The organism is Pelomonas sp. BJYL3, assembly GCF_027257975.1.
Classification (GTDB): Bacteria; Pseudomonadota; Gammaproteobacteria; order Burkholderiales; family Burkholderiaceae_C; genus Roseateles_B; species Roseateles_B flavus.
The window spans coordinates 246,192-265,749 of the sequence record NZ_JANZKX010000005.1 but is presented as its reverse complement, the minus strand read 5'-3'; the positions used below and the strand labels follow the sequence as shown (position 1 = coordinate 265,749).

Genomic DNA, 19,558 nt, shown 5'->3' with positions numbered 1-19,558 from the left:
CGTCACCGGAGCCCTTTTTCATTTCGATGGCAAAGCAGCTCAGCGCTCGAAGACGGCGATGCTCTCCACGTGGGCGGTGTGCGGGAACATGTTCACCGCGCTGGCCGCCGTGCAGCGGTAGCCGCCCACATTGACCAGCAGGCCCGCGTCGCGCGCGAGCGTGGCCGGGTTGCAGGACACGTACACGATGCGCCGCGGCGGCTGCCAGCCCGGCGCGAGGCTCGGGTCGGCACACAGGTCCGACAGGGCCTTGACCAGCGCGAAGGCGCCTTCGCGAGGCGGATCGACCAGCCAGCGGTCGGCATGCCCATCGGCCACGAGCATGGCGGGCGTCATCTCGAACAGGTTACGCGCCACGAAGCTCGTCTTGTGATCCAGCTTGTTGCGCCGGGCATTCTCGCGCGAGCGCTGCACCAGCGCCTCGCTGCCCTCGATGCCCAGCACCTCCTGCGCCTGCGTGGCCAGGGGCAACGTGAAGTTGCCCAGGCCGCAGAACCAGTCGATCACGCGTTCATCCTTCTGCACCTCCAGCAGACGCAGCGCACGCCCCACCAGCACGGTGTTGATATGGTGGTTGACCTGCGTGAAGTCGGTCGGCTTGAAGGGCATCAGGATGCCGAACTCGGGCAGCGTGTAAGCCAGCTCGGTGCCGCCTTCGTCCAGGAGATGCACGGTGTCCGGCCCCTTGGGCTGCAGCCACCACTGCACCTCGTGCTGCGCGGCGAAGTCGCGCAAGCGCTGCTTGTCGGGCTCGCCCAATGGCTCCAGGTGGCGCAGCACCAGGGCCGTGATCTGCTGCCCGTCGACGTCGCCCATCGCCAGTTCGATCTGGGGCAGGCGGTCGCGCTCGTCCATGCTGGCGATCAGGGCGCGCAGGGGCAGCAGCAGGTCGCTGACCTTTTGCGGGAGGATGCGGCATTGCTGCATGTCGGCGATGTAGCGGCTCTTGCGCTCGTGGAAGCCCACCAGCACCTCCCCCTTCTTCGCGACATAGCGCACCGACAGCCGCGCACGGTAGCGATAGCCCCAGGCCGGCCCCTCGATGGGGCGCAGCAGGCGCTCGGCCTTGACCTTGCCCAGGTGCCAGAGGTTGTCCTCGACCACCCGCTGCTTCACGGCCACCTGGGCCGAGACATGCAGGTGCTGCATCTTGCAGCCACCGCAGGCGCCGGCATGCAGGCCGAAGTGCGGGCAGCCGGGCGTCACCCGCTGCGAGCTTTCGCGACGCAGGGCGACGAGGCTGCCCTGCTCCCAGTTGTTCTTCTTGCGGCCGACGGTGACCTGCACCTCTTCACCAGGCAGTGCGCCCTCGATGAAGACCACCTTGCCTTCGCTGTTGTGGGCAATGCCCTGCGCCTCGATGTCCAGCGACTCGACCTTGAGCCATTCCGATTGTTGCGTCATGCGCCGATTATCCCAGGGCCGGCGGCACCGCCCGGGAAGCGCGGCCCCGACCGCTCAGAAGATGGCGTCGCGATTGATGCCGTGGCGCATCATGTTGCGCTTGAGCTTGGTGAGGGCCTCGATCTGGATCTGCCGGATGCGCTCCCGCGTGAGGCCCAGGCGCTGCGCCAGGACGTCCAGGGTTTCGGGCTCGCGGTCCGCGAGGCCGTAGCGACCCGACAGCACCTCGCGCTCGCGCTCGCTGAGCGAGGCCAGCCCGTGGGCCAGCAGGTCCTCGATCTCGTGGTTGAGGCGCGAGCCCATGGGGTCGGGCGACTGCTCGTCGGCGACGAGGTCGACCATGGCCTCGCCGCCCTCATTGCCGCGGTCCACGGGCAGGTCCAGCGAACTGGGCAGCTCGGCATAGGCCAGCAGCTCGTTGATCTCACCGACCGGGCGGTTGAGCAGGTGGGCGATCTCGTCGGCGCGCACCTGCGCCTCGGCGCCCTTCTGGCTGGCCAGGGCCTCGAGCGCACGACGCGCCTTGAGCACCTGGTTGAGCTCGCGCACGATGTGCACGGGCAGCCGCACCAGGCGGGCCTGGTGCATCAGGGCGCGCTCGATGCCCTGGCGGATCCACCAGCTCGCATAGGTGGAGAAACGGAAGCCGCGCTCGGGCTCGAACTTGCCGATGGCATGCATCAGGCCCAGATTGCCTTCCTCGATGAGGTCGCTCATCGGCAGGCCGCGGCCGAGGTAGTTCTTGGCGATGCTCACGACCAGGCGCAGGTTGTGCTCGATCATGGCCTGCCGCGCTTCGAAGCTGCCTGCACGCGCCTGCATGGCGGTGTCGAACTCCTGCTGAGGTGTCAGCAGCGGCGTGCGCCGGATGTCCCGGAGATAGGCCTGCAAGGCATTGCCCAGCTCGACCTCGCCCTGAGCCAGCAGCTCTGGGGGGCGCACGCTGTCAGCTTCTTCGCTGTCGTCGTCAGGCGACGTGCTGTCGTCGGCCAGGCCTGGAGCGCCGTTCAGCGGCAGGCGCGGCAGGTCAGGGGCGGATTCCAGAGGGTTCTCCATGATCAGCCCCTTGTGCTAGGCGTGTTCAGCGCGGCGGCAGCACCTTGGCGGGATCCAGGGGCTTGCCACTCTTGCGGACTTCGAAATGAAGCTTGACCTGATCGGCATCGCTTGACCCCATCTCGGCAATTTTCTGACCGCGGTGGACCAGTTGGTCCTCTTTCACGAGCATGGTCTGATTATGCGCATAGACGCTGAGGTAGTCATTCGCATGCTTGACGATGATGGCGTTGCCGTAGCCCCGCAGGGAGGAACCCACGTACATCACGCGGCCGCTGGCCGCGGCCAGCACGGCATCGCCGGCCTTGCCGCCGAGGTCCACGCCCTTGTTGCGACTGTCATCAAAGGACTGGATCACCGCGCCGGGCACGGGCCAGGCCCATGCGACGTCTTCGTCACCGCCCTTGGCAGCAGGCACACTGGTCGCCGGTGCGGTGGACGAGGCGGCAGAAGCCACGGCGCTGGCCGGCGCAGAAGATGCCGAGGCCGACGAAGGCACCGTGCCCCCAGCCGATGCAGCCGGCGCGACCACAGAGGGCTTGCCGTCCAGGGGTCGGGTCTCGACCTTGGCCGTGCTCACTGGCTTGGTGCTCACCACGGCACTGGCGCCCGGCGCCACCACGCGCAAGACCTGACCCACCTCGATCAGGTTGGCGTTGGCGAGGTTGTTCCACTTGACGAGGTCACGCCAGTTCTGGCCGTTGTCCAGCGCAATGCGGATCAGCGTGTCACCCTGCTTGACCGTGTAGTAGCCCGGCTTGCCGGCATTCTCGGCACCGGGCAGGAGCTTGGGATCCACCGCAGGCGTGGCCCCGGTGCCCGCAGGCACGGGCGTGGTGGTGGCGGACTTGCTGGCCGAGCCGGCGCTGCGGTCTTCCACCGGCGCGCGGTGAGGCGGGACTGCGCAAGCCACCAGCAGGCCCAGCAAGCCCAGGGACGCGAGGCCGCGAAGGCGCCCCTCGATGGACATCAACGGCGTCTGCACCAGCGGCAGTGGGCGGAGTTGGAAAGGCATGTTCTTGCAATCACCCTGAAAGCCCGCCGAAGCGGGACGACATCACAGGGCGAGGCCTTCGCCCTTACATGACGCCGGATTTTAGGGGCACGAAAAGCACGGCCTCGTGCTGGGTACGAACAAATCGTTGACCGCTCGCATCCCGCACGTGATCGACCACCACCAGCACCTGCCCCTTGCCGCCCGGCGCCTGCATGGGCGCAACGAGACGGCCGCCAGGAGCCAGCTGAGCCAGCCAGGCGGGCGGAAGGTCTTCGCCACCAGCCGCTGCGATGATCGCATCGTAGGGCGCCGAGCCCGCATCACCCAGTCGACCGTCGCCATGGATCAGCTTCAGACCTGGCACCTGCAGGCGCGCCAGCGTGTCCACGGCCTTGTCGTGCAGGGGCTTGAGCCGCTCGATGCTCACCACCTGGCGGGCCAGGCGTGCAAGCACAGCCGCTTGGTAGCCGCAGCCGGTACCGATCTCCAGCACCCGACCCAGGCGCCCCTGCTGGCGCGCGCCCTCGCCGGCAAGCAACAGGGCCAGCATGCGCCCCACGACCGAGGGCTTGGAGATGGTCTGACCGTGGCCGATGGGCAGGCTGGTGTCCTCGTAGGCCTGAATCGCCAGCGCGCTGTCGACGAACTCATGGCGCGGCACGTCGGCCAGGGCCTGGAGCACGCGCTCATCCCTCAGGCCTTCACGTTGCAGGCGCTGCACCATGCGCTGGCGCACACCGGCGGAGTCCAGCCCCAGGCCCTGAGGGGCCTGCAGCCGGGCAGCATCCGCGGCCGCCATGTGCAGGTGCGCCTGTGGGCGCAGCAGCTCTCGCGCGGGCGCTGAGGGCTTGGCCTGGACCTGCTCCAGTCCCAGCGGGAAGCGGCGCGGCTTGGGCGTGCCTGCGTTCACGGCTGCACTCCTGCCAGGCGCTGGCGCCACTGCGGCAGTCGGGCGTGATCGGTGAGGTCGATCTGAAGCGGCGTGATGGACACCTGGCCATTGGCACAGGCATGGAAGTCCGTGCCCTCGCCCGCCTCACGTGCATCACCGGCCGGGCCTATCCAGTACATCGACTCGCCCCGGGGGTTCAGCTGATGGATGAGCGGCTCGCTGGCGTGGCGCCGGCCCAGGCGCGTCAGGGTGCGCGGAAGGCTCGCGGCATCGGCACGATTGGGCACGTTGACATTCAGCAGGAAGGGCTCGCCGAGCCCGCCCGCGATGAGCTGCTCCACCAGGGAGCGGGCCAGGGCCGCCGCGGCATCGAGGTACGCCCAGCCCTTGTCCGCCTGCGAGAAGGCGACCGAAGGAATGCCGAAGAGATAGCCCTCCGTGGCCGCCGCCACCGTGCCCGAATAGAGCGTGTCGTCCCCCATGTTCGCGCCGTTGTTGATGCCGGAGAGCACCAGGTCCGGCCGGTAGCCCAGCACGCCGGTCAGCGCCAGGTGGACGCAGTCCGAAGGCGTGCCGTTGACATAGCGAAAGCCGTTGGCCGCGGTGTAGACCGACAGGGGCCGTGACAGCGTCAGCGCATTGGAGGTTCCCGAAGCATTCTGCTCCGGCGCGATGACGTCGATCTGCCCCAGGCCCTCACAGGCCTTCACCAGGGCCGCCAGGCCGGGGGCCAGATAGCCGTCGTCGTTGGAAATGAGAATCCGCATGTCGTCGATTCTATTGAGCGGCGGCCGGCTCCGGCTCGGGGCTGGCACGGGCTTGACTTGCGTCACGCGGGTGACGCCTCGGCGCCCGACTTGCCTCTAGCATGCGCCGCTAGCCGGGAGCCAGCACTTCGCCGCCGCTCCCAACCCGCGAGCCAACATCAAGGAGACCGCCATGCAAGCCTGGATCAGCCCCGACGCCGCCGGCGTCCAGACCCTGCGATGGGAGACCCAGCGCGTGCCCGAGCCGGGCCCCGGCGAAGTCCGCGTGAAGATCCACGCCGCCAGCCTGAACTTCCCGGACCTGCTGATCGTGCAGGGCAAGTACCAGATGCGCCCACCCCTGCCCTTCGTTCCCGGCGCCGAGTTCTCGGGCATTGTGGAGGCCGTGGGCGAAGGCGTGCGCCACCTGCAGGCCGGCGCCCGCGTTGCCGGCTTCAGCGGCACCGGCGCCTTCGCCACTCACGCCTGCATCAGCGCTGCGCTGCTCGTGCCCCTGCCGGACGCCTTCGACCTGGACATGGCCGCGGCCTTCATCTGCACCTATGCGACGAGCCAGCACGCCTTGCTGGACCGCGGCCAGCTGCAGGCCGGCGAGACCGTGCTGGTGCTGGGCGCAGCGGGCGGCGTGGGCACCGCCGCCATCCAGCTGGCCAAGGCTGCTGGCGCACGTGTGATCGCCGCGGCTTCCAGCACCGAGAAATGCCGACGCTGCCTGGACATCGGTGCTGACCACGCCATCGATCTCTCCAGCCAGGACCTGCGGACCACCCTGAAAGAGTTGACAGGGGGCCGAGGCCCCGACCTCATCTACGACCCCGTGGGCGGCGAGCTCAGCGAAGCGGCGTTCCGCTCCATTGCCTGGCGCGGCCGGCATCTGGTCGTAGGCTTCGCGCAAGGGCAGATCCCTGCCCTGCCCTTGAACCTCTGCCTGCTCAAGGGCGCGTCCCTGATCGGCGTCTTCTGGGGAGAGTTTGCCAAGCGGGAACCGCAGCGCAATGCAGCCATGATGGAGCAACTCGTGCGCCTGCACCTCGAGGGGCGCATCGCACCCGTGATCGACCAGCGCTTCTCCATGCGCGAGCTTCCGGCCGCTTTCGAACGCATGCAGTCACGCCAGGTGACGGGCAAGGTGCTGCTGCTCAATGACCACTGACGCGATGTGGCGCCCGAAAGACCGCATGGGCAGGGCCCATTCGCCGTGCGAGCGCCTTTCGCGAACGGGAAATGGCGGCTTGTCGACTCCCCGCTTTCAGGGGCTTTGTTCACGAGTCCGGTGCGCTAGGATGCAGGTCTTCTGAGCCCCTCGGACCATGGCCGTCAAAGTACTCATCCTCGAAGACAACCCCGTTGCCCGCAGCTTTCTTTGCCGCGTGGTGAGGGAAAGCTTCAGCGACACCATGGAACTCGTCGAAGCAGGCGACCTGGAAGGCGCTCGCAAGCAGCTCGCTCGCGTCGCCTCGCTGCCGCCCGAACAAGGCTTCCGCCTGGTGCTGGTCGACCTTGAACTGCCGGATGGCAATGGCATGGAGTTGCTGGCCGAGATTGCCAACAGCCCGGCCATCAAGATCGTCACCACCCTCTATTCCGATGATGACCACCTCTTCCCTGCCCTGCAGTGCGGAGCGGATGGCTATCTGCTGAAGGAAGACCGCTTCGAGGTGCTGGTGGAAGAGCTGCAGCGCATCGTGCGCGGCCAGCCGCCGCTGTCGCCCGCCATCGCACGGCGCCTGCTGTCCCACTTCCGTCCTGGCGCCAGTGGTGACAGCGGCCCCATGGGGCTGAACTCCGGCTTTGGCGCGCTGACCAGTCCGGGCGGCTTCTCCAACAGCCGCACGGTGGCCCTGGATCCTGCGCCCGAATGGGAGCGCCTCACTCCACGCGAGAACGAAGTGCTCACCTATCTGAGCAAGGGCTTCACCATCAAGGAGATCGCCAACCTGATGGGCATCAAGTGGTTCACCGTCAACGACCACATCAAGTCGATCTACAAGAAGCTGAACGTCTCCAGCCGTGCCGAGGCCGCCGTGCTGGCCAGCAAGCAAGGCCTGGTCTGACGCCGGATTGGCGCAGCCTGCGCCACGATACGCAGCAATAGCAGAAGGCGCCCTGGGCGCCTTTGTTTTTGGGCACTGTGTTTTGAGCACCGGGCCGGCCCCGCCATGCCCCAGCGCGCCTCCCGTCGCGCCTCCCGGCGGCCTTCGGCTGTCCTCACCGGTCTCAAGCAACGTGGCACAGCCACAACCTGCGAAGGGCGCCAAGACAGCCCATGCAGCGACTGAGGCAGACGGCAATATCAAAGCCATCCAGACCTGCCCAAACACAGCCGGGCCAACCAGCGACCACCAATTGGCCAGTACGGACCAAGCAGAAAAATCCGACGCACCAAAACAAAACGGCGACAAGAACCTGAATTCTTGTCGCCGTTCGCTTTTATCCGGTGGGGTGGCTGATGGGACTCGAACCCACGACAACCAGAATCACAATCTGGGACTCTACCAACTGAGCTACAGCCACCGGTGAAGCCTTAGATTATAAGCAGTATTTCATTCGCTTGGGAAGACTTTTCCGAAAACTTTTTCAAGGCACCCAAATTCAGTTGGACGCGACGGCAGAGGCCGCCGCGGCGGGCGCCTTGATCGTGGTCTTGAGCTGCGTCTTCAGAGCCTTGAAGTAGGCCTCTGTTTCAGCGGTGCTCCAAGCCTTGGCGTACTGCTGGGCCGCTCGCACGGGATCAGCAGCCTGCCCCTCGCGCGGCAGCACCTGCGTCACGGCGGCAATCACATAGCTGCCGTCACCGGCCTCGAGACCCACGAAACTGGGCAGCTTGCTGGCGTCAGCCTGCAGGATGGCCTTGAGCACCTGAGGAGGCAGCTTGCCTGGCTGAATGCGGGACACGGTCTGGGCTGCCTGCAGCGAGCCCACGTCGCCCGAGGCCTTCAGAGCGGCGAGCTTCTCAGCGCCGGCCTTCACCGCCATTGCGGCCGCCTGGCGGGCCACCAGCAGCTGAGTCACCTGGGCCTTCACATCATCGAAGGCCGGCATGCGGGCGGGCTTGTAGTCGGTCACATGGGCGGCAACGAGCTGGCTGGGGCCGAACTCGACGGCCTCGGTATTGCGCTTGTTCTGCAGCGAGTCCTTGCTGAACACGAGATCCAGCAGCTTGGCCGAGGCCAGAGGGCCCTGCGCATCCGCGGCGGGCTTGCGCTGGACCAGGGCACTGCGGATGCTCAGGCCGAGCTTCTCGGCGATCGGCTTCAGGCTGTCTGACTGCTCGTAGACCGTGTTGCTGAAGGTTTCAGCCAGCTCGGCATAGCGCTTCTGGGCCAGCTGCTTGCGGACCTCGTTCTCGATCTCCGCGCGGACGCTGTCGAAGGACTTGGTGTCGCCACCGCGCACGGCCGTCAGCTGGATGATGTGGAAGCCGAACTCGGTCTCGACGACCTTGCTGATCTCACCGACCTTGAGAGCGTAGGCCGCGGCAGCGAAAGGCTCGACCATGCCATTCTTCCGAGGGAAGAAGTCCAGGTCTCCGCCACGGACAGCAGAGCCTTCGTCCTGCGAGTTCTTGCGGGCGACGTCAGCAAAGCTGGCAGGAGCCTTCTGCACCTGCGCCAGCAATTCCTCGGCGCGGGCACGCGCCTTGGCCTTCTCGGCCTCGGGCGCAGCCTTGTCGGCCTTGATCAGGATGTGGCTGGCGCGGCGCTCTTCGGCCACGGTGTAGCGGTTGAGGTTCTGCTCGTAGTAGTCCTTGAGGTCCTTCTCGGCCACGGTCACGCCGGCCTTCAGGGCTTCGGCGTCGAGAACCACGTACTCGATCTGGGCCACCTCGGGCAGCTGGAACTTGCTGGCGTTGGCCGGGTCCTTGAAGTAGGCCTCGATCTCGGCATCGGCAGGCTTGACCTGAGCCGCAAACTCGGCCGGGCTCAGCGTCAGCAGGCGCACCTCGCGGCGCTGGAAGAAAGCATCGAAGGCCTGGGCCGACAGCGTGCCGCTGCCGACGGCGGAGTTCGCCACGCCACGCAGCACCTGATCCTGAGCGAGGCTGTCGCGCAGGCGGCGTTCAAACATCGGGCCATTCATGCCTTGCGAGGCCAGCAGCGAAGCATTCAGCGAGCCATCAGGCTGGCGCAGCGCCGCGAACTGAGGGTCAGTCTGGAAGACATGCTTGAGCTGTTCGTCTGACACCTGCCAGTGCTGCAGACGCACGGCGGACTGCAGCACACGCTCACGGACGAGGTTGTCCAGCGAACGCTGGCGCACTTCGGGCGAGTCCAGCAGCTTGGGATCCAGATTGGGCATCTGCTGGCGCAGGCGTTCGGACTGCTGGCGATGCGCTGCATCCCACTCTGCGCGGGTGATCTTCTGGCCATCAACCTGAGCCACCGCGGCATTGCTGCCATCCATGAAGTTGCTGTAGCCATTGACCCCAAGGGCCACGAAAGACGGCAGGATCAGGACCAGCAGGATCAGCTGGAACAGACGGTTGTGCTTGCGAACGAAATCAAACATTCAAAACCTCGGAAGGGCCGAAGACGGACACCCCGTACTGGCGGATCACAGGGCCTGGCAAAGGCCGCATCAAGTGCGACAAAGGCGAACCGGAGTTCGCCTTTGCTGCGTGGGATTCTATCCCTCACCTCCGGCACGCGCCGCACAGGGCCGGCCGGGGGTGCTGGGACTGGTGGGTGCTAACGGGCTCGAACCGCTGACATCTTCCGTGTAAGGGAAGCGCTCTACCAACTGAGCTAAGCACCCGCAAAGAAAGGAATTCAGTTCACCGCGTCCTTGAGCGCCTTGCCGGGACGGAACTTGGGCACCTTGGCAGACTTGATCTTGATCGTGTCGCCGGTGCGCGGGTTGCGTCCACTGCGCGCAGCGCGCTTGGTCACGCTGAAGGTGCCGAAGCCTACCAGAGAAACCGTGCCGTTTTTCTTGAGCGTGGTCTTCACGCCGCCGATCACGGCCTCCAGTGCGCGGGACGCAGCAGCCTTGGAGATGTCGGCCTGCTTGGCGATGTGTTCGATCAATTCTGACTTGTTCACAAACCTACCCCTCAACAACATGCCTGGACGCGCAGGCGCTCGCAATGGATGCCCTGTTGGAAGCCCTGCAGGCCGTCCTGATGGATCTCCTGCTGGATGCCCTGCCGGTTGCACACCGCCCGCCAGGAGCCCGCGCCGCACTGGCAGCAAGCGTCCGTTGGGGAAGCGGATTCTAGACCGAATCAAGGGTCAGGCCGGACGGGTACAAGCCCGGATGTCAGGCCCTTCCGGGCTCGGCGGTCATGGGCCCGGAGGCCTCTGCACCCCGCATGGGGGACACGCCGGCGCCACGCACGGCGGCTGTGCACTCAACGGGCCTTGGCGCGGATCTCCGGCACGGCCTTCTGCAGGTAATAGACCATGGACCAGATGGTCAGCACCACGGCGGCCAGAATCAGCCAGGTCCCCCAGACCCGCGTGGGAATGAGGCCGAAGAGCCGGCCGTCGTAGAGCAGGAAGGGGATGGCGACCATCTGCACCGTGGTCTTGAGCTTGCCCACCATGTGGACCGCGACACTGCGCGAGGCGCCGATCTGGGCCATCCATTCACGCAGCGCGGAGATGGCGATCTCCCGGCCGATGATCACCAGGGCCACGAGGGCATTGACCCGACCCAGCTCCAGCAGGATCAGCAAGGCGGCGCAGACCAGGAATTTGTCAGCCACCGGATCCAGGAAGGCACCGAAGGAGGAGGTCTGGTTCAGCTTGCGGGCCAGGTAGCCGTCCAGCCAGTCGGTCAGGGCGACCAGCACGAACAGCGAGGTAGCAAAGAGGTTCTGGTGCCCCGGCTCGATGTCCAGGTAGAACACGCCGACGATCAGCGGGATCGCGACGATGCGCGCCCAGGTCAGCAAGGTTGGCAGGGTCAGAAACATGGGCGCATTGTGCCCGAGCGCGAACAGCCTTCTGGCCTGTACGTTGTTGCAGCGACGCTGCGTTCATTCATCCAGCGTGCGCGGCTTGAATTTGCGCTGGTCATTGAAGAGGAAGGTCTCGCTGAAGACCCAGGGCTTGGGCAGGGCCGAGACATTGCCGAAGGGCGCCGCACGGTGAACGGCATCCATGGCCAGCTGCACGGTATCCAGCGCCTGGCCCGGCTTGCGCAGGACCTTGATGTGCCGCACATGGCCATCGACATTCAGCTCCACCTCGAGCACGGGGATGGCCAGCAGCACCTCCGGCACCGTGCCCATGTAGCTGCGTTCGGGATTGGCCGCGACCAGGCGCTGTGCCGCCTGACGCCGCAGCTCGGCATGGGAGCGTGGCGTCCTGGGCGGCCCCAGCAAGACCTGTCCCCCTGCCCCGCTCTTGGCCGGCACGGAGGAGCTCGGCGCCCCGCCGCCCTTGCCGGACGCCGCGGAGCCCGAGGGGCCCGGCGCGTTCGTGGCAGCGGGCGGCGAAGCGGGGGCTGAGGTGGGCGAATTGCTACAGCCGGCCAGCATCACGAGCAGGGCCAGGCCCGAGCCGGCCACGCAACGGTAGTGCCGCAGTGGAGCGACCGCCCCGGTGGGGGCGAGCGACGGCTTGTCAGTGCAGAACACGATAGATCTCCTCGGCCAGTTCACGCGAAATGCCCTTGACGCTGGCGATGTCCTCGACGCTGGCAGCGGCCACGCCGCGCACACCGCCGAAGCGTTGAAGCAACTGGGCGCGCTTCTTCGGACCCACGCCCGGGACGTCCTCCAGACGCGAACCACCCGTGCGCACCGCCGCCCGCTTGGCCCGCATGCCGGTGATGGCAAAGCGGTGCGCCTCGTCCCGGATCTGGGCCACCAGCATCAGGGCTGCCGAATCGCGCCCCAGGTAGACCTTCTCGCGGCCATCGGCAAACACCAGCTCCTCCAGGCCGACCTTGCGGCCCTCGCCCTTCTCGACGCCGGCCAGCAGGCCGAGGTCCAGCCCCAGCTCCTCGAACACTTCGCGCGCCATGGAGATCTGCCCCTTGCCGCCATCGACCAGCACAAGGTCCGGCATGCGGCCCGTCCCCAGTTGAACAGCCTCGGCAAGTTTGGCGTAACGGCGTGTGAGCACCTGGCGCATCGCGGCGTAGTCATCACCGCCAGTGATGCCCTCGATGTTGTAGCGGCGGTACTCGCTGCTGACCATCTGGTGGCCCTGGAAGACGACGCAGGAGGCCTGCGTGGCTTCGCCAGCGGTATGGCTGATGTCGAAGCACTCGACGCGGAAGGACTCCAGATCGCTCACGTTGAGATCCAGGGCCTCGACCAGCGCTCGGGTGCGGGCCTGCTGCGAGCCTTCCTCCGAGAGCAGGCGCGCCAGGGCCAGCTCGGCGCCCTTGATGCACATCTCCTGCCAGATGCGACGCTGGCCGCGGGGCTGCGCCTGCACAGTGACCTTGGCACCCTGCTGCGCGCTGAGCGCGGCGGCCAGACCCTCGTCCACCATCTCGCTGACGACGATCAGCGAGGGGACCGCGGCTTCCAGGTAATGCTGGGCCATGAAAGCCTCCAGAACCTGCCGCTCGGGGCTGGGTCGACTCGGCCCGGCGCTTTCACCGGAGCCCTCGGCCGCGTCGGTCTCATCCTCGACGAACCACTGGGTCCCCTCCTCCACATGCTTGGGAAAGAAGGCGCGATCTCCCAGGTGGCGACCACCGCGCACCATGGCCATGTTGACGCACGCCCGCCCGCCCTGGACCTTGACCGCGAGCACGTCCACATCGCGGTCGCGGCCGGTGGCACTGCTTTCGTCCACGGCCTGCTGCTGCAGCACCCTGGACAGCGCCGTGATCTGGTTGCGGACCTCGGCGGCCTGCTCGTACTGCATGGCTTCGGCGTACGCCATCATCTGCGCCTGCAGGCCCTGGAGCACCTCATCCGTCTCACCCAGCAGGAAGCGCTCGGCATTGCGGACATCGCGGGCGTAGGCCTCCCCCTGGTTCTCCGGCACGCAGGGCCCGGAGCAGCGGCGAATCTGGAATAGCAGACAGGGCCGACTGCGGTTGTTGAAGACGGTGTCCTCACAGGTGCGCAGTCGGAATACCTTTTGAATCAGCTGTATCGATTCCTTGACGGCCCATGCACTTGGATACGGCCCGAAGTAACGATGCCGGCGATCCACACCGCCCCGGTAGTAGCTCACCCGCGGATAGGCATGGGCACTGAGGCGCAGATACGGATAGCTCTTGTCATCCCGGAAGAGGATGTTGAAGCGCGGATTCAGCGCCTTGATCAGATTGTTTTCCAGCAGCAGGGCTTCGGCCTCGGTGCGCACCACCGTGGTCTCCAGCCTCGCGATGCGGGCCACCATCAGCCCGATGCGGGTGCCCCCATGGTTCTTCTGGAAATAGCTGGAGACCCGCTTCTTCAGGTTCTTGGCCTTGCCGACGTACAGCACCTGGTCCTGCGCATCGAAGTAGCGATAGACGCCCGGCAGCCCCGGCAGCGCCGCCACTTCGGCCAGCACCCGCTCGCGCACCGCCAGCGCGGCCGCCTCGACCTCGGCGACGCGCTGCGCCTCGGCACGCTCGACAGCCTCGCGCTCCTCGGCCCAGGCCGAGATCTGCGCCTCCCCCAGCGTCGACGATGCCCCGGCCGGCGCCTCGCCCTGCGCAGCCGCGTCCGCCTCCGAGGGATTGGAGACGCCTTCCGGCAGTGCTGGGCTCAACGCGGGATCCGGCTTCTTCTTGCTCATGGGCGCGATTGTGCCGCCGCCGATAATGCGTCGATGGATTCAAGAGCATGGGACGTGTTCTGCCGCGTCATCGACAACTACGGCGATGCGGGCGTCTGCTGGCGCCTGTGCCGTGAGCTGAGCCGCCGCGGCCATCAGGTCCGCTTGTGGATCGACGATGCCCGCCCCCTGCAGTGGATGGCCGCCCCCTCGGACCTCGAGTTCGTCCAGCTGATGGCATGGTCCGAAGCCGAGCTCCGCTTCGAGGCGCAGACGGGAGGCGTCGTGATCGAGGCCTTCGGATGCGAACTGCCCGACGGCGTGAAGGCGCGCATGGCAGCCGCCCGTCCGACGCCTCTCTGGCTCAACCTGGAATACCTCAGCGCCGAAGACTATGTGGAGCGCAGCCACGGCTTGCGCTCGCCGCAGTGGCAAGGCCCGGCCGCGGGACTGGAGAAGTTCTTCTTCTATCCCGGATTCACGGCACGCACCGGCGGCCTGCTGCGTGAACCCGGCTTGATGGAAGCACGGGAAGCCGCCGATCACGAGGCCTGGCTGCGCCAGCAGGGCATCGTGCGCGAGCCAGGCGAACGTCTGGTCACCCTCTTCTGCTACGACAACCCCGCCCTGCCTCGACTGCTGCAAGGCCTGGTCGGGACGCCCACCCTGATCCTGGCCTGCCCCGGCCCCGGCAGTCGAATGCTCCATGAGCTGCAGGCCGCACGGGCCCTGCCTGAGCGCCTGCGTGTGCAGCATCTCCCCTTCCTGTCCCAGGACGATTTCGACCGCCTGCTGTGGGCCTGCGACCTCAACCTGGTCCGCGGCGAGGATTCCTTCGTGCGCGCGCAGTGGGCTGGCCGCCCCTTCGTGTGGCACATCTACCCCCAGGACGACGGCGCCCACGAGGCCAAGTTGCAGGCCTTCATGGATCGGGCATTCGCAGGCATGGCGCCCGACCAGCGCCTGGCCTGGCAGGCCTTGTGGCGCGCCTGGAACGGCCTGGACTCAGGCCCTGAGGCCAGCGCCCCACTGCAGCTCCCGTCGCTCGCCGCCGCGACGGACGCCTTTCTCGCCTGGCGCTCCGGACTGTTGACGCAGGTCGACCTTGTGACGCAATTGCAGGGATTCCTGCAGCGCTGAGCCGGCGCGCTACGGCCCCGGCGGGCCACTTCGGGCTAGAATAGGCAGCTTTGCCGCGTTGACCCTGCCTTTAGCTTCTTGTCTGGAGTCCCGGGTGCGCGAGCTGCGATGCAAGGGTCGAGCCTTTTCGTGGGCACGGTTTCAGCATCGCCCAGCGTTGGCGGTCACACGCTGGCGATCACAACAGGATCGCTCAGAAGATTGCTCAAGACAGCGCTCGAAACAGCGCATCCCATCAAGACATCAGCAAGTAAACACCATGAAACTCGCTCAGGAAATCCGCGCCGGCAACGTGATCATGCAGGGCAAGGACCCGATGGTCGTTCTGAAGACCGAATACAGCCGTGGTGGCCGCGGCGCCGCCACCGTGCGCATGAAGATGAAGAACCTGCTGAACGGCGCAGGTGCTGAAGTCGTCTTCAAGGCCGACGACAAGATGGACCAGATCATCCTGGACAAGAAGGAATGCACCTACACCTACTTCGCTGACCCGATGTACGTGTTCATGGACACCGAATACAACCAGTTCGAAGTCGAAGCCGAGAACATGGGCGACGCTCTGAACTACCTCGACGACAACATGGGCGTCGAAGTGGTGTTCTATGACGGCAAGGCCATCTCCGTCGAACTGCCCACCACCGTCGTGCGCGAGATCGAGACCGAGCCCGCCGTCAAGGGCGACACCTCCGGCAAGGTCATGAAGCCCGCCCGCGTGAAGGGCACCGGTTTCGAGATCCCCGTGCCCCTGTTCGTGGAAAACGGCGACAAGATCGAAATCGACACCCGCACCAACGAATACCGCAAGCGCGTCTAAGCGCCGGATCGTCCCGCATGTCAAAGGCGCCTTCGGGCGCCTTTTTCGTTTCCGCCCTTCGCCCGGCGGGAGCATGGAATCAGACAGCCCGCCTCCGGCAGGCTGCCCAGCGCCTAGCGCCTAGCGCCCCGGCGATGGGCAAAAAAAATCCCCGCCGAGGCGGGGACTTCTTCGTCAGACAAATCAGCCGAGGCTGAAGGCCTGATTACTTCTTGGCGCGGGTACCGACCACTTCGATTTCCACGCGACGGTTCTTGGCGCGACCTTCGGTGGTCTTGTTGTCGGCCACGGGCTGCTTCTCGCCCTTGCCTTCGGTGTAGACGCGGTTCTTCTCGATGCCCTTGGAGACCAGATAGGCCTTCACGGCTTCGGCGCGACGCACCGACAGCTTCTGGTTGTACTCGTCGGAACCGACGCTGTCGGTGTGGCCGACGGCAACGATCACTTCCAGGTTGATGCCCGAGGTCTTGGAGACCAGGTCATCCAGCTTGGCCTTGCCTTCGGGCTTCAGCACAGCCTTGTCGAAATCGAAGAAGGCGTCAGCGGCGAAGGTGACCTTCTCGCTTTGCACCACCGGGGGAGCCACCGGGGCCACGGGCTTGGCCGGCTCGACAGCAGGCGTCGGGGCCACGGGCTTGGCTTCTTCAACCTTCTTGACTTCCGGCTTCAGGGCGCCGTCGCAGTCCTTGGCGGCGGTGGCAGGCGTCCAGAAGTTGTTGCGCCAGCAGTATTCGTTGCTGCCGTTCTTCCACACGGTGCCGTCGGTCGAGCGCCAGTTGTCAACGGTCTGAGCGAAGGCGCCAGACGACAGGACAGCAGCCACTGCGAAGAGCGACGCCACACGGTTCAATTTCTTCATGTTTATCCTCTCAAGGAAAGACGCAGTTGCCCTGCGAAATGTCCGGATCTTTGAAATGCCAAGCAGATTCCACCCAGCCAAAGCCAAGGGTTTCCACTAGGGACTCAGCAATTGTGCCATAGCGCCCAGGGCGTTCAGCATTCTGCTGCCTACCTGTCGAAAGCCATGGATCCATGTTGTGCGAGAGCGACATGCCGGCCAGCATAGAATCAGCCCTTCCCGTCCGTACCAGATTCGGCGCCGGTTCGCACCAGGCGCCGCAACGCGCATGACTCAGTTCGCCAAGGAAACCCTGCCCATCAGCCTCGAAGAGGAAATGCGGCGCTCCTACCTCGACTACGCGATGAGCGTGATCGTGGGTCGAGCCCTCCCCGATGCCCGGGACGGCTTGAAGCCCGTGCATCGCCGGGTGCTGTTCGCGATGCACGAACTGAACAACGACTGGAACCGGCCTTACAAGAAGTCGGCCCGTATCGTCGGCGACGTGATCGGTAAGTACCACCCTCACGGCGACAGTGCCGTCTACGACACCATCGTCCGACTGGCCCAGGATTTCTCGCTGCGCCATATGCTCGTGGACGGCCAGGGCAATTTCGGTTCCATCGACGGCGACAACGCCGCGGCGATGCGATACACCGAAATCCGCCTTGACAAAATCGCCCACGAAATGCTGGCGGATATCGACAAGGAAACTGTCGATTACGGCCCCAACTACGACGGTTCCGAGAAGGAACCCCTGGTTTTGCCGACCCGGCTGCCGAATCTGCTGGTCAACGGCTCGGCCGGTATTGCGGTGGGTATGGCCACCAATATCCCGCCGCACAACCTCAATGAAGTTGTCGACGCCTGCCTGCATGCGCTGAAGAACCCGGAGTGCTCGGTCGACGAGCTGATGGAGATCATCCCGGCGCCCGACTTCCCCACGGCCGGCATCATCTACGGCCTCAACGGCGTGCGCGAGGGCTATCGCACCGGCCGCGGCAAGGTGGTGATGCGCGCCAAGGTCCACTTCGAGGACATCGACCGCGGCAACCGCCAGGCCATCATCGTTGACGAGATCCCCTACCAGGTCAACAAGAAGACGCTGCTGGAGCGCATTGCCGAGCTGGTCCACGAGAAGAAGATCGAGGGCATCAGCCACATCCAGGACGAGTCCGACAAGTCCGGCATGCGCGTGGTGATCGAGCTCAAGCGCGGCGAAGTGCCCGAGGTCGTGCTGAACAACCTGTACAAGCAGACGCAGCTCCAGGACACCTTCGGCATCAACATGGTCGCCCTGATCGACGGCCAGCCCAAGGTCTGCAACCTGAAGGACCTGATCACGGTCTTCCTGGAGCACCGTCGCGAGGTGGTGACCCGCCGCACCGTGTACGAGCTGCGCAAGGCCCGCGAGCGCGGCCACGTGCTGGAAGGCCTGGCCGTGGCGCTGGCCAATATCGACGAGTTCATCGAGACCATCAAGACCTCGCCGACCCCGCCGGTCGCCAAGGCCGCGCTGATGGCCAAGAGCTGGGACTCTTCGCTGGTGCGCGAGATGCTCGCCCGCGCCGAAAACGAGACCACGGGCGGCCGCAACGCCTACCGCCCCGAGGGGCTGCCCGCCCAGTACGGCATGCAGCCGGACGGCCTCTACCGCCTCTCGGACGACCAGGCCAGCGAAATCCTGCAGATGCGCCTGCAGCGCCTGACCGGCCTGGAGCAGGACAAGATCGTCGGCGAATACAAGGACGTGATGGCCCAGATCGCCGATCTGCTGCACATCCTGGCTACGCCCTCGCGCGTGACCACCATCATCAGCGAGGAACTGGTCCAGCTGCGTCAGGAATTCGGCCAGACCAAGCTGGGCGCCCGCCGCAGCGTGATCGAGCGCAATGCGCAGGAGCTGGGCACCGAGGACCTGATCACCCCGACCGACATGGTGGTGACCCTCTCCCACACCGGCTACATCAAGAGCCAGGCCCTCAGCGAGTACCGCGCCCAGCGTCGCGGCGGTCGCGGCAAGCAGGCTGCCGCCACCAAGGACGACGACTGGATCGACCAGCTCTTCATCGCCAACACCCACGACTGGATCCTGTGCTTCTCCAACCGCGGCCGCGTCTACTGGCTGAAGGTGTGGGAAGTGCCGCAGGGCTCGCGCAACTCGCGCGGCAAGCCCATCGTGAACATGTTCCCGCTGCAGCAGGACGAAAAGATCACCGTGGTGCTGCCGCTGACCGGCGAGTTCCGCAGCTTCCCTGAGGATCACTTCATCTTCATGGCCACGGCCCTGGGCACCGTCAAGAAGACCTCGCTGAAGGACTTCAGCAACCCGCGCAAGGCCGGCATCATCGCCGTGGACCTGGACGAGGGTGACTTCCTCATCGGCGCGGCCCTGACCGACGGCAAGCACGACGTCATGCTCTTCAGCGACGGCGGCAAGGCCGTGCGCTTTGACGAGGATGACGTACGCCCCATGGGCCGCCAGGCCCGCGGCGTGCGCGGCATGATGCTGGAGCCCGAGCAGCGCCTCATCGCCATGCTGGTGGCCGAGGACGAAAGCCAGAGCGTGCTGACCGCCACCGAAAACGGCTACGGCAAGCGCACCTCCATCATCGAGTACACCCGCCACGGCCGCGGCACCAAGGGGATGATCGCCATCCAGCAGAGCGAGCGCAACGGCCGCGTGGTCGCCGCCACGCTGGTGCGCCCCGAGGATGAAATCATGCTGATCACCGACAAGGGCGTGCTGGTGCGCACCCGCGTCGCGGAGATCCGCGAGCTCGGCCGCGCCACCCAGGGGGTCACCCTGATCGCGCTGGACGATGGCTCCAAGCTCTCCGGCCTGCAGCGCATCGTGGAGAACGATGCCAACGAGGCCAGCGGCGAGCTCAGCAATGACGCCGGCGGCGACGCCGGTGACGACGTCGGTGCCGGCCCGGCCGATGACCAGGACTCCAACAAGGAATGAACGTGAA

The 19,558-nt window shown here is 66.0% G+C and carries 16 protein-coding genes and 2 tRNA genes; 5 read left to right on the top strand and 13 right to left on the bottom strand.

Going from position 1 to position 19,558, the window contains the following annotated elements; translation table 11 throughout:
• Positions 1-39: 39 nt before the first annotated feature.
• The 5 genes from rlmD to surE all read right to left on the bottom strand — a co-directional run bounded on the left by rlmD (position 40) and on the right by surE (position 5,116).
• On the bottom strand, positions 40-1,404 hold the full coding sequence (gene rlmD, locus O9Y01_RS16775; protein ID WP_269632742.1) for a 23S rRNA (uracil(1939)-C(5))-methyltransferase RlmD: 1,365 nt from the start codon (positions 1,402-1,404) through the stop codon (positions 40-42).
• Between the two features lie 54 nt (positions 1,405-1,458).
• Positions 1,459-2,460 (bottom strand): RNA polymerase sigma factor RpoS, encoded by a 1,002-nt coding sequence (gene rpoS / locus O9Y01_RS16770; protein ID WP_442952765.1) that lies wholly within the window; start codon positions 2,458-2,460, stop codon positions 1,459-1,461.
• A gap of 25 nt (positions 2,461-2,485) precedes the next feature.
• Positions 2,486-3,430 carry a peptidoglycan DD-metalloendopeptidase family protein gene (locus tag O9Y01_RS16765; protein WP_269632888.1) on the bottom strand — a complete coding sequence of 315 codons (945 nt, stop codon included), beginning with the start codon at positions 3,428-3,430 and terminating at the stop codon, positions 2,486-2,488.
• A 109-nt stretch (positions 3,431-3,539) separates the two neighbouring features.
• Entirely contained in the window at positions 3,540-4,367 is an 828-nt protein-coding gene (locus O9Y01_RS16760; RefSeq protein ID WP_269632741.1) for a protein-L-isoaspartate(D-aspartate) O-methyltransferase, read from the bottom strand.
• The gene (surE, locus tag O9Y01_RS16755; RefSeq protein ID WP_269632740.1) at positions 4,364-5,116 is read right to left on the bottom strand and encodes a 5'/3'-nucleotidase SurE; all 753 of its coding nucleotides are present in this window, start codon (positions 5,114-5,116) and stop codon (positions 4,364-4,366) included. Before surE ends, O9Y01_RS16760 begins: the two co-directional genes overlap by 4 nt.
• A gap of 172 nt (positions 5,117-5,288) precedes the next feature.
• On the opposite strand from surE, the gene O9Y01_RS16750 reads away from it, so the two are divergent.
• On the top strand, positions 5,289-6,269 hold the full coding sequence (locus tag O9Y01_RS16750) for an NADPH:quinone oxidoreductase family protein (RefSeq protein ID WP_269632739.1): 981 nt from the start codon (positions 5,289-5,291) through the stop codon (positions 6,267-6,269).
• 157 nt (positions 6,270-6,426) lie between these two features.
• Entirely contained in the window at positions 6,427-7,170 is a 744-nt protein-coding gene (locus O9Y01_RS16745; protein ID WP_183104329.1) for a LuxR C-terminal-related transcriptional regulator, read from the top strand.
• A 384-nt stretch (positions 7,171-7,554) separates the two neighbouring features.
• On the opposite strand, the gene O9Y01_RS16740 is transcribed toward O9Y01_RS16745, so the two are convergent.
• The 7 genes from O9Y01_RS16740 to uvrC form a co-directional block, all read right to left on the bottom strand.
• A tRNA-His gene (locus tag O9Y01_RS16740) sits at positions 7,555-7,630 on the bottom strand.
• A 78-nt stretch (positions 7,631-7,708) separates the two neighbouring features.
• Complete coding sequence (locus O9Y01_RS16735; RefSeq protein WP_269632738.1) at positions 7,709-9,625, bottom strand: SurA N-terminal domain-containing protein; 1,917 nt, start codon at positions 9,623-9,625, stop codon at positions 7,709-7,711.
• Between the two features lie 170 nt (positions 9,626-9,795).
• Positions 9,796-9,871, bottom strand: a tRNA-Val gene (locus O9Y01_RS16730).
• A gap of 14 nt (positions 9,872-9,885) precedes the next feature.
• The gene (locus O9Y01_RS16725; RefSeq protein ID WP_269632737.1) at positions 9,886-10,158 is read right to left on the bottom strand and encodes an HU family DNA-binding protein; all 273 of its coding nucleotides are present in this window, start codon (positions 10,156-10,158) and stop codon (positions 9,886-9,888) included.
• 308 nt (positions 10,159-10,466) lie between these two features.
• Positions 10,467-11,033 (bottom strand): CDP-diacylglycerol--glycerol-3-phosphate 3-phosphatidyltransferase, encoded by a 567-nt coding sequence (gene pgsA, locus O9Y01_RS16720; RefSeq protein WP_183104332.1) that lies wholly within the window; start codon positions 11,031-11,033, stop codon positions 10,467-10,469.
• Between the two features lie 63 nt (positions 11,034-11,096).
• Complete coding sequence (locus O9Y01_RS16715) at positions 11,097-11,699, bottom strand: hypothetical protein (RefSeq protein ID WP_269632736.1); 603 nt, start codon at positions 11,697-11,699, stop codon at positions 11,097-11,099.
• Entirely contained in the window at positions 11,686-13,812 is a 2,127-nt protein-coding gene (gene uvrC / locus O9Y01_RS16710) for an excinuclease ABC subunit UvrC (RefSeq protein ID WP_269632735.1), read from the bottom strand. The genes O9Y01_RS16715 and uvrC overlap by 14 nt, the downstream gene beginning before the upstream one ends.
• Before the next feature lie 33 nt (positions 13,813-13,845).
• Here uvrC and earP point away from each other — a divergent pair, with 33 nt between their 5' ends.
• Both earP and efp read left to right on the top strand, forming a co-directional pair.
• A complete protein-coding gene (gene earP / locus O9Y01_RS16705; protein ID WP_269632734.1) occupies positions 13,846-14,931 on the top strand; it encodes an elongation factor P maturation arginine rhamnosyltransferase EarP in 1,086 nt (361 codons plus the stop codon).
• A 259-nt stretch (positions 14,932-15,190) separates the two neighbouring features.
• The gene (gene efp, locus O9Y01_RS16700; RefSeq protein ID WP_183104334.1) at positions 15,191-15,745 is read left to right on the top strand and encodes an elongation factor P; all 555 of its coding nucleotides are present in this window, start codon (positions 15,191-15,193) and stop codon (positions 15,743-15,745) included.
• A 205-nt stretch (positions 15,746-15,950) separates the two neighbouring features.
• Here the strand turns inward: efp and ompA are convergent, their stop codons facing one another.
• Complete coding sequence (ompA, locus tag O9Y01_RS16695) at positions 15,951-16,604, bottom strand: outer membrane protein OmpA (RefSeq protein ID WP_269632733.1); 654 nt, start codon at positions 16,602-16,604, stop codon at positions 15,951-15,953.
• Positions 16,605-16,872: 268 nt separating this feature from the next.
• Here ompA and gyrA point away from each other — a divergent pair, with 268 nt between their 5' ends.
• The gene (gene gyrA, locus O9Y01_RS16690; protein WP_269632732.1) at positions 16,873-19,551 is read left to right on the top strand and encodes a DNA gyrase subunit A; all 2,679 of its coding nucleotides are present in this window, start codon (positions 16,873-16,875) and stop codon (positions 19,549-19,551) included.
• Positions 19,552-19,558 lie beyond the last annotated feature (7 nt).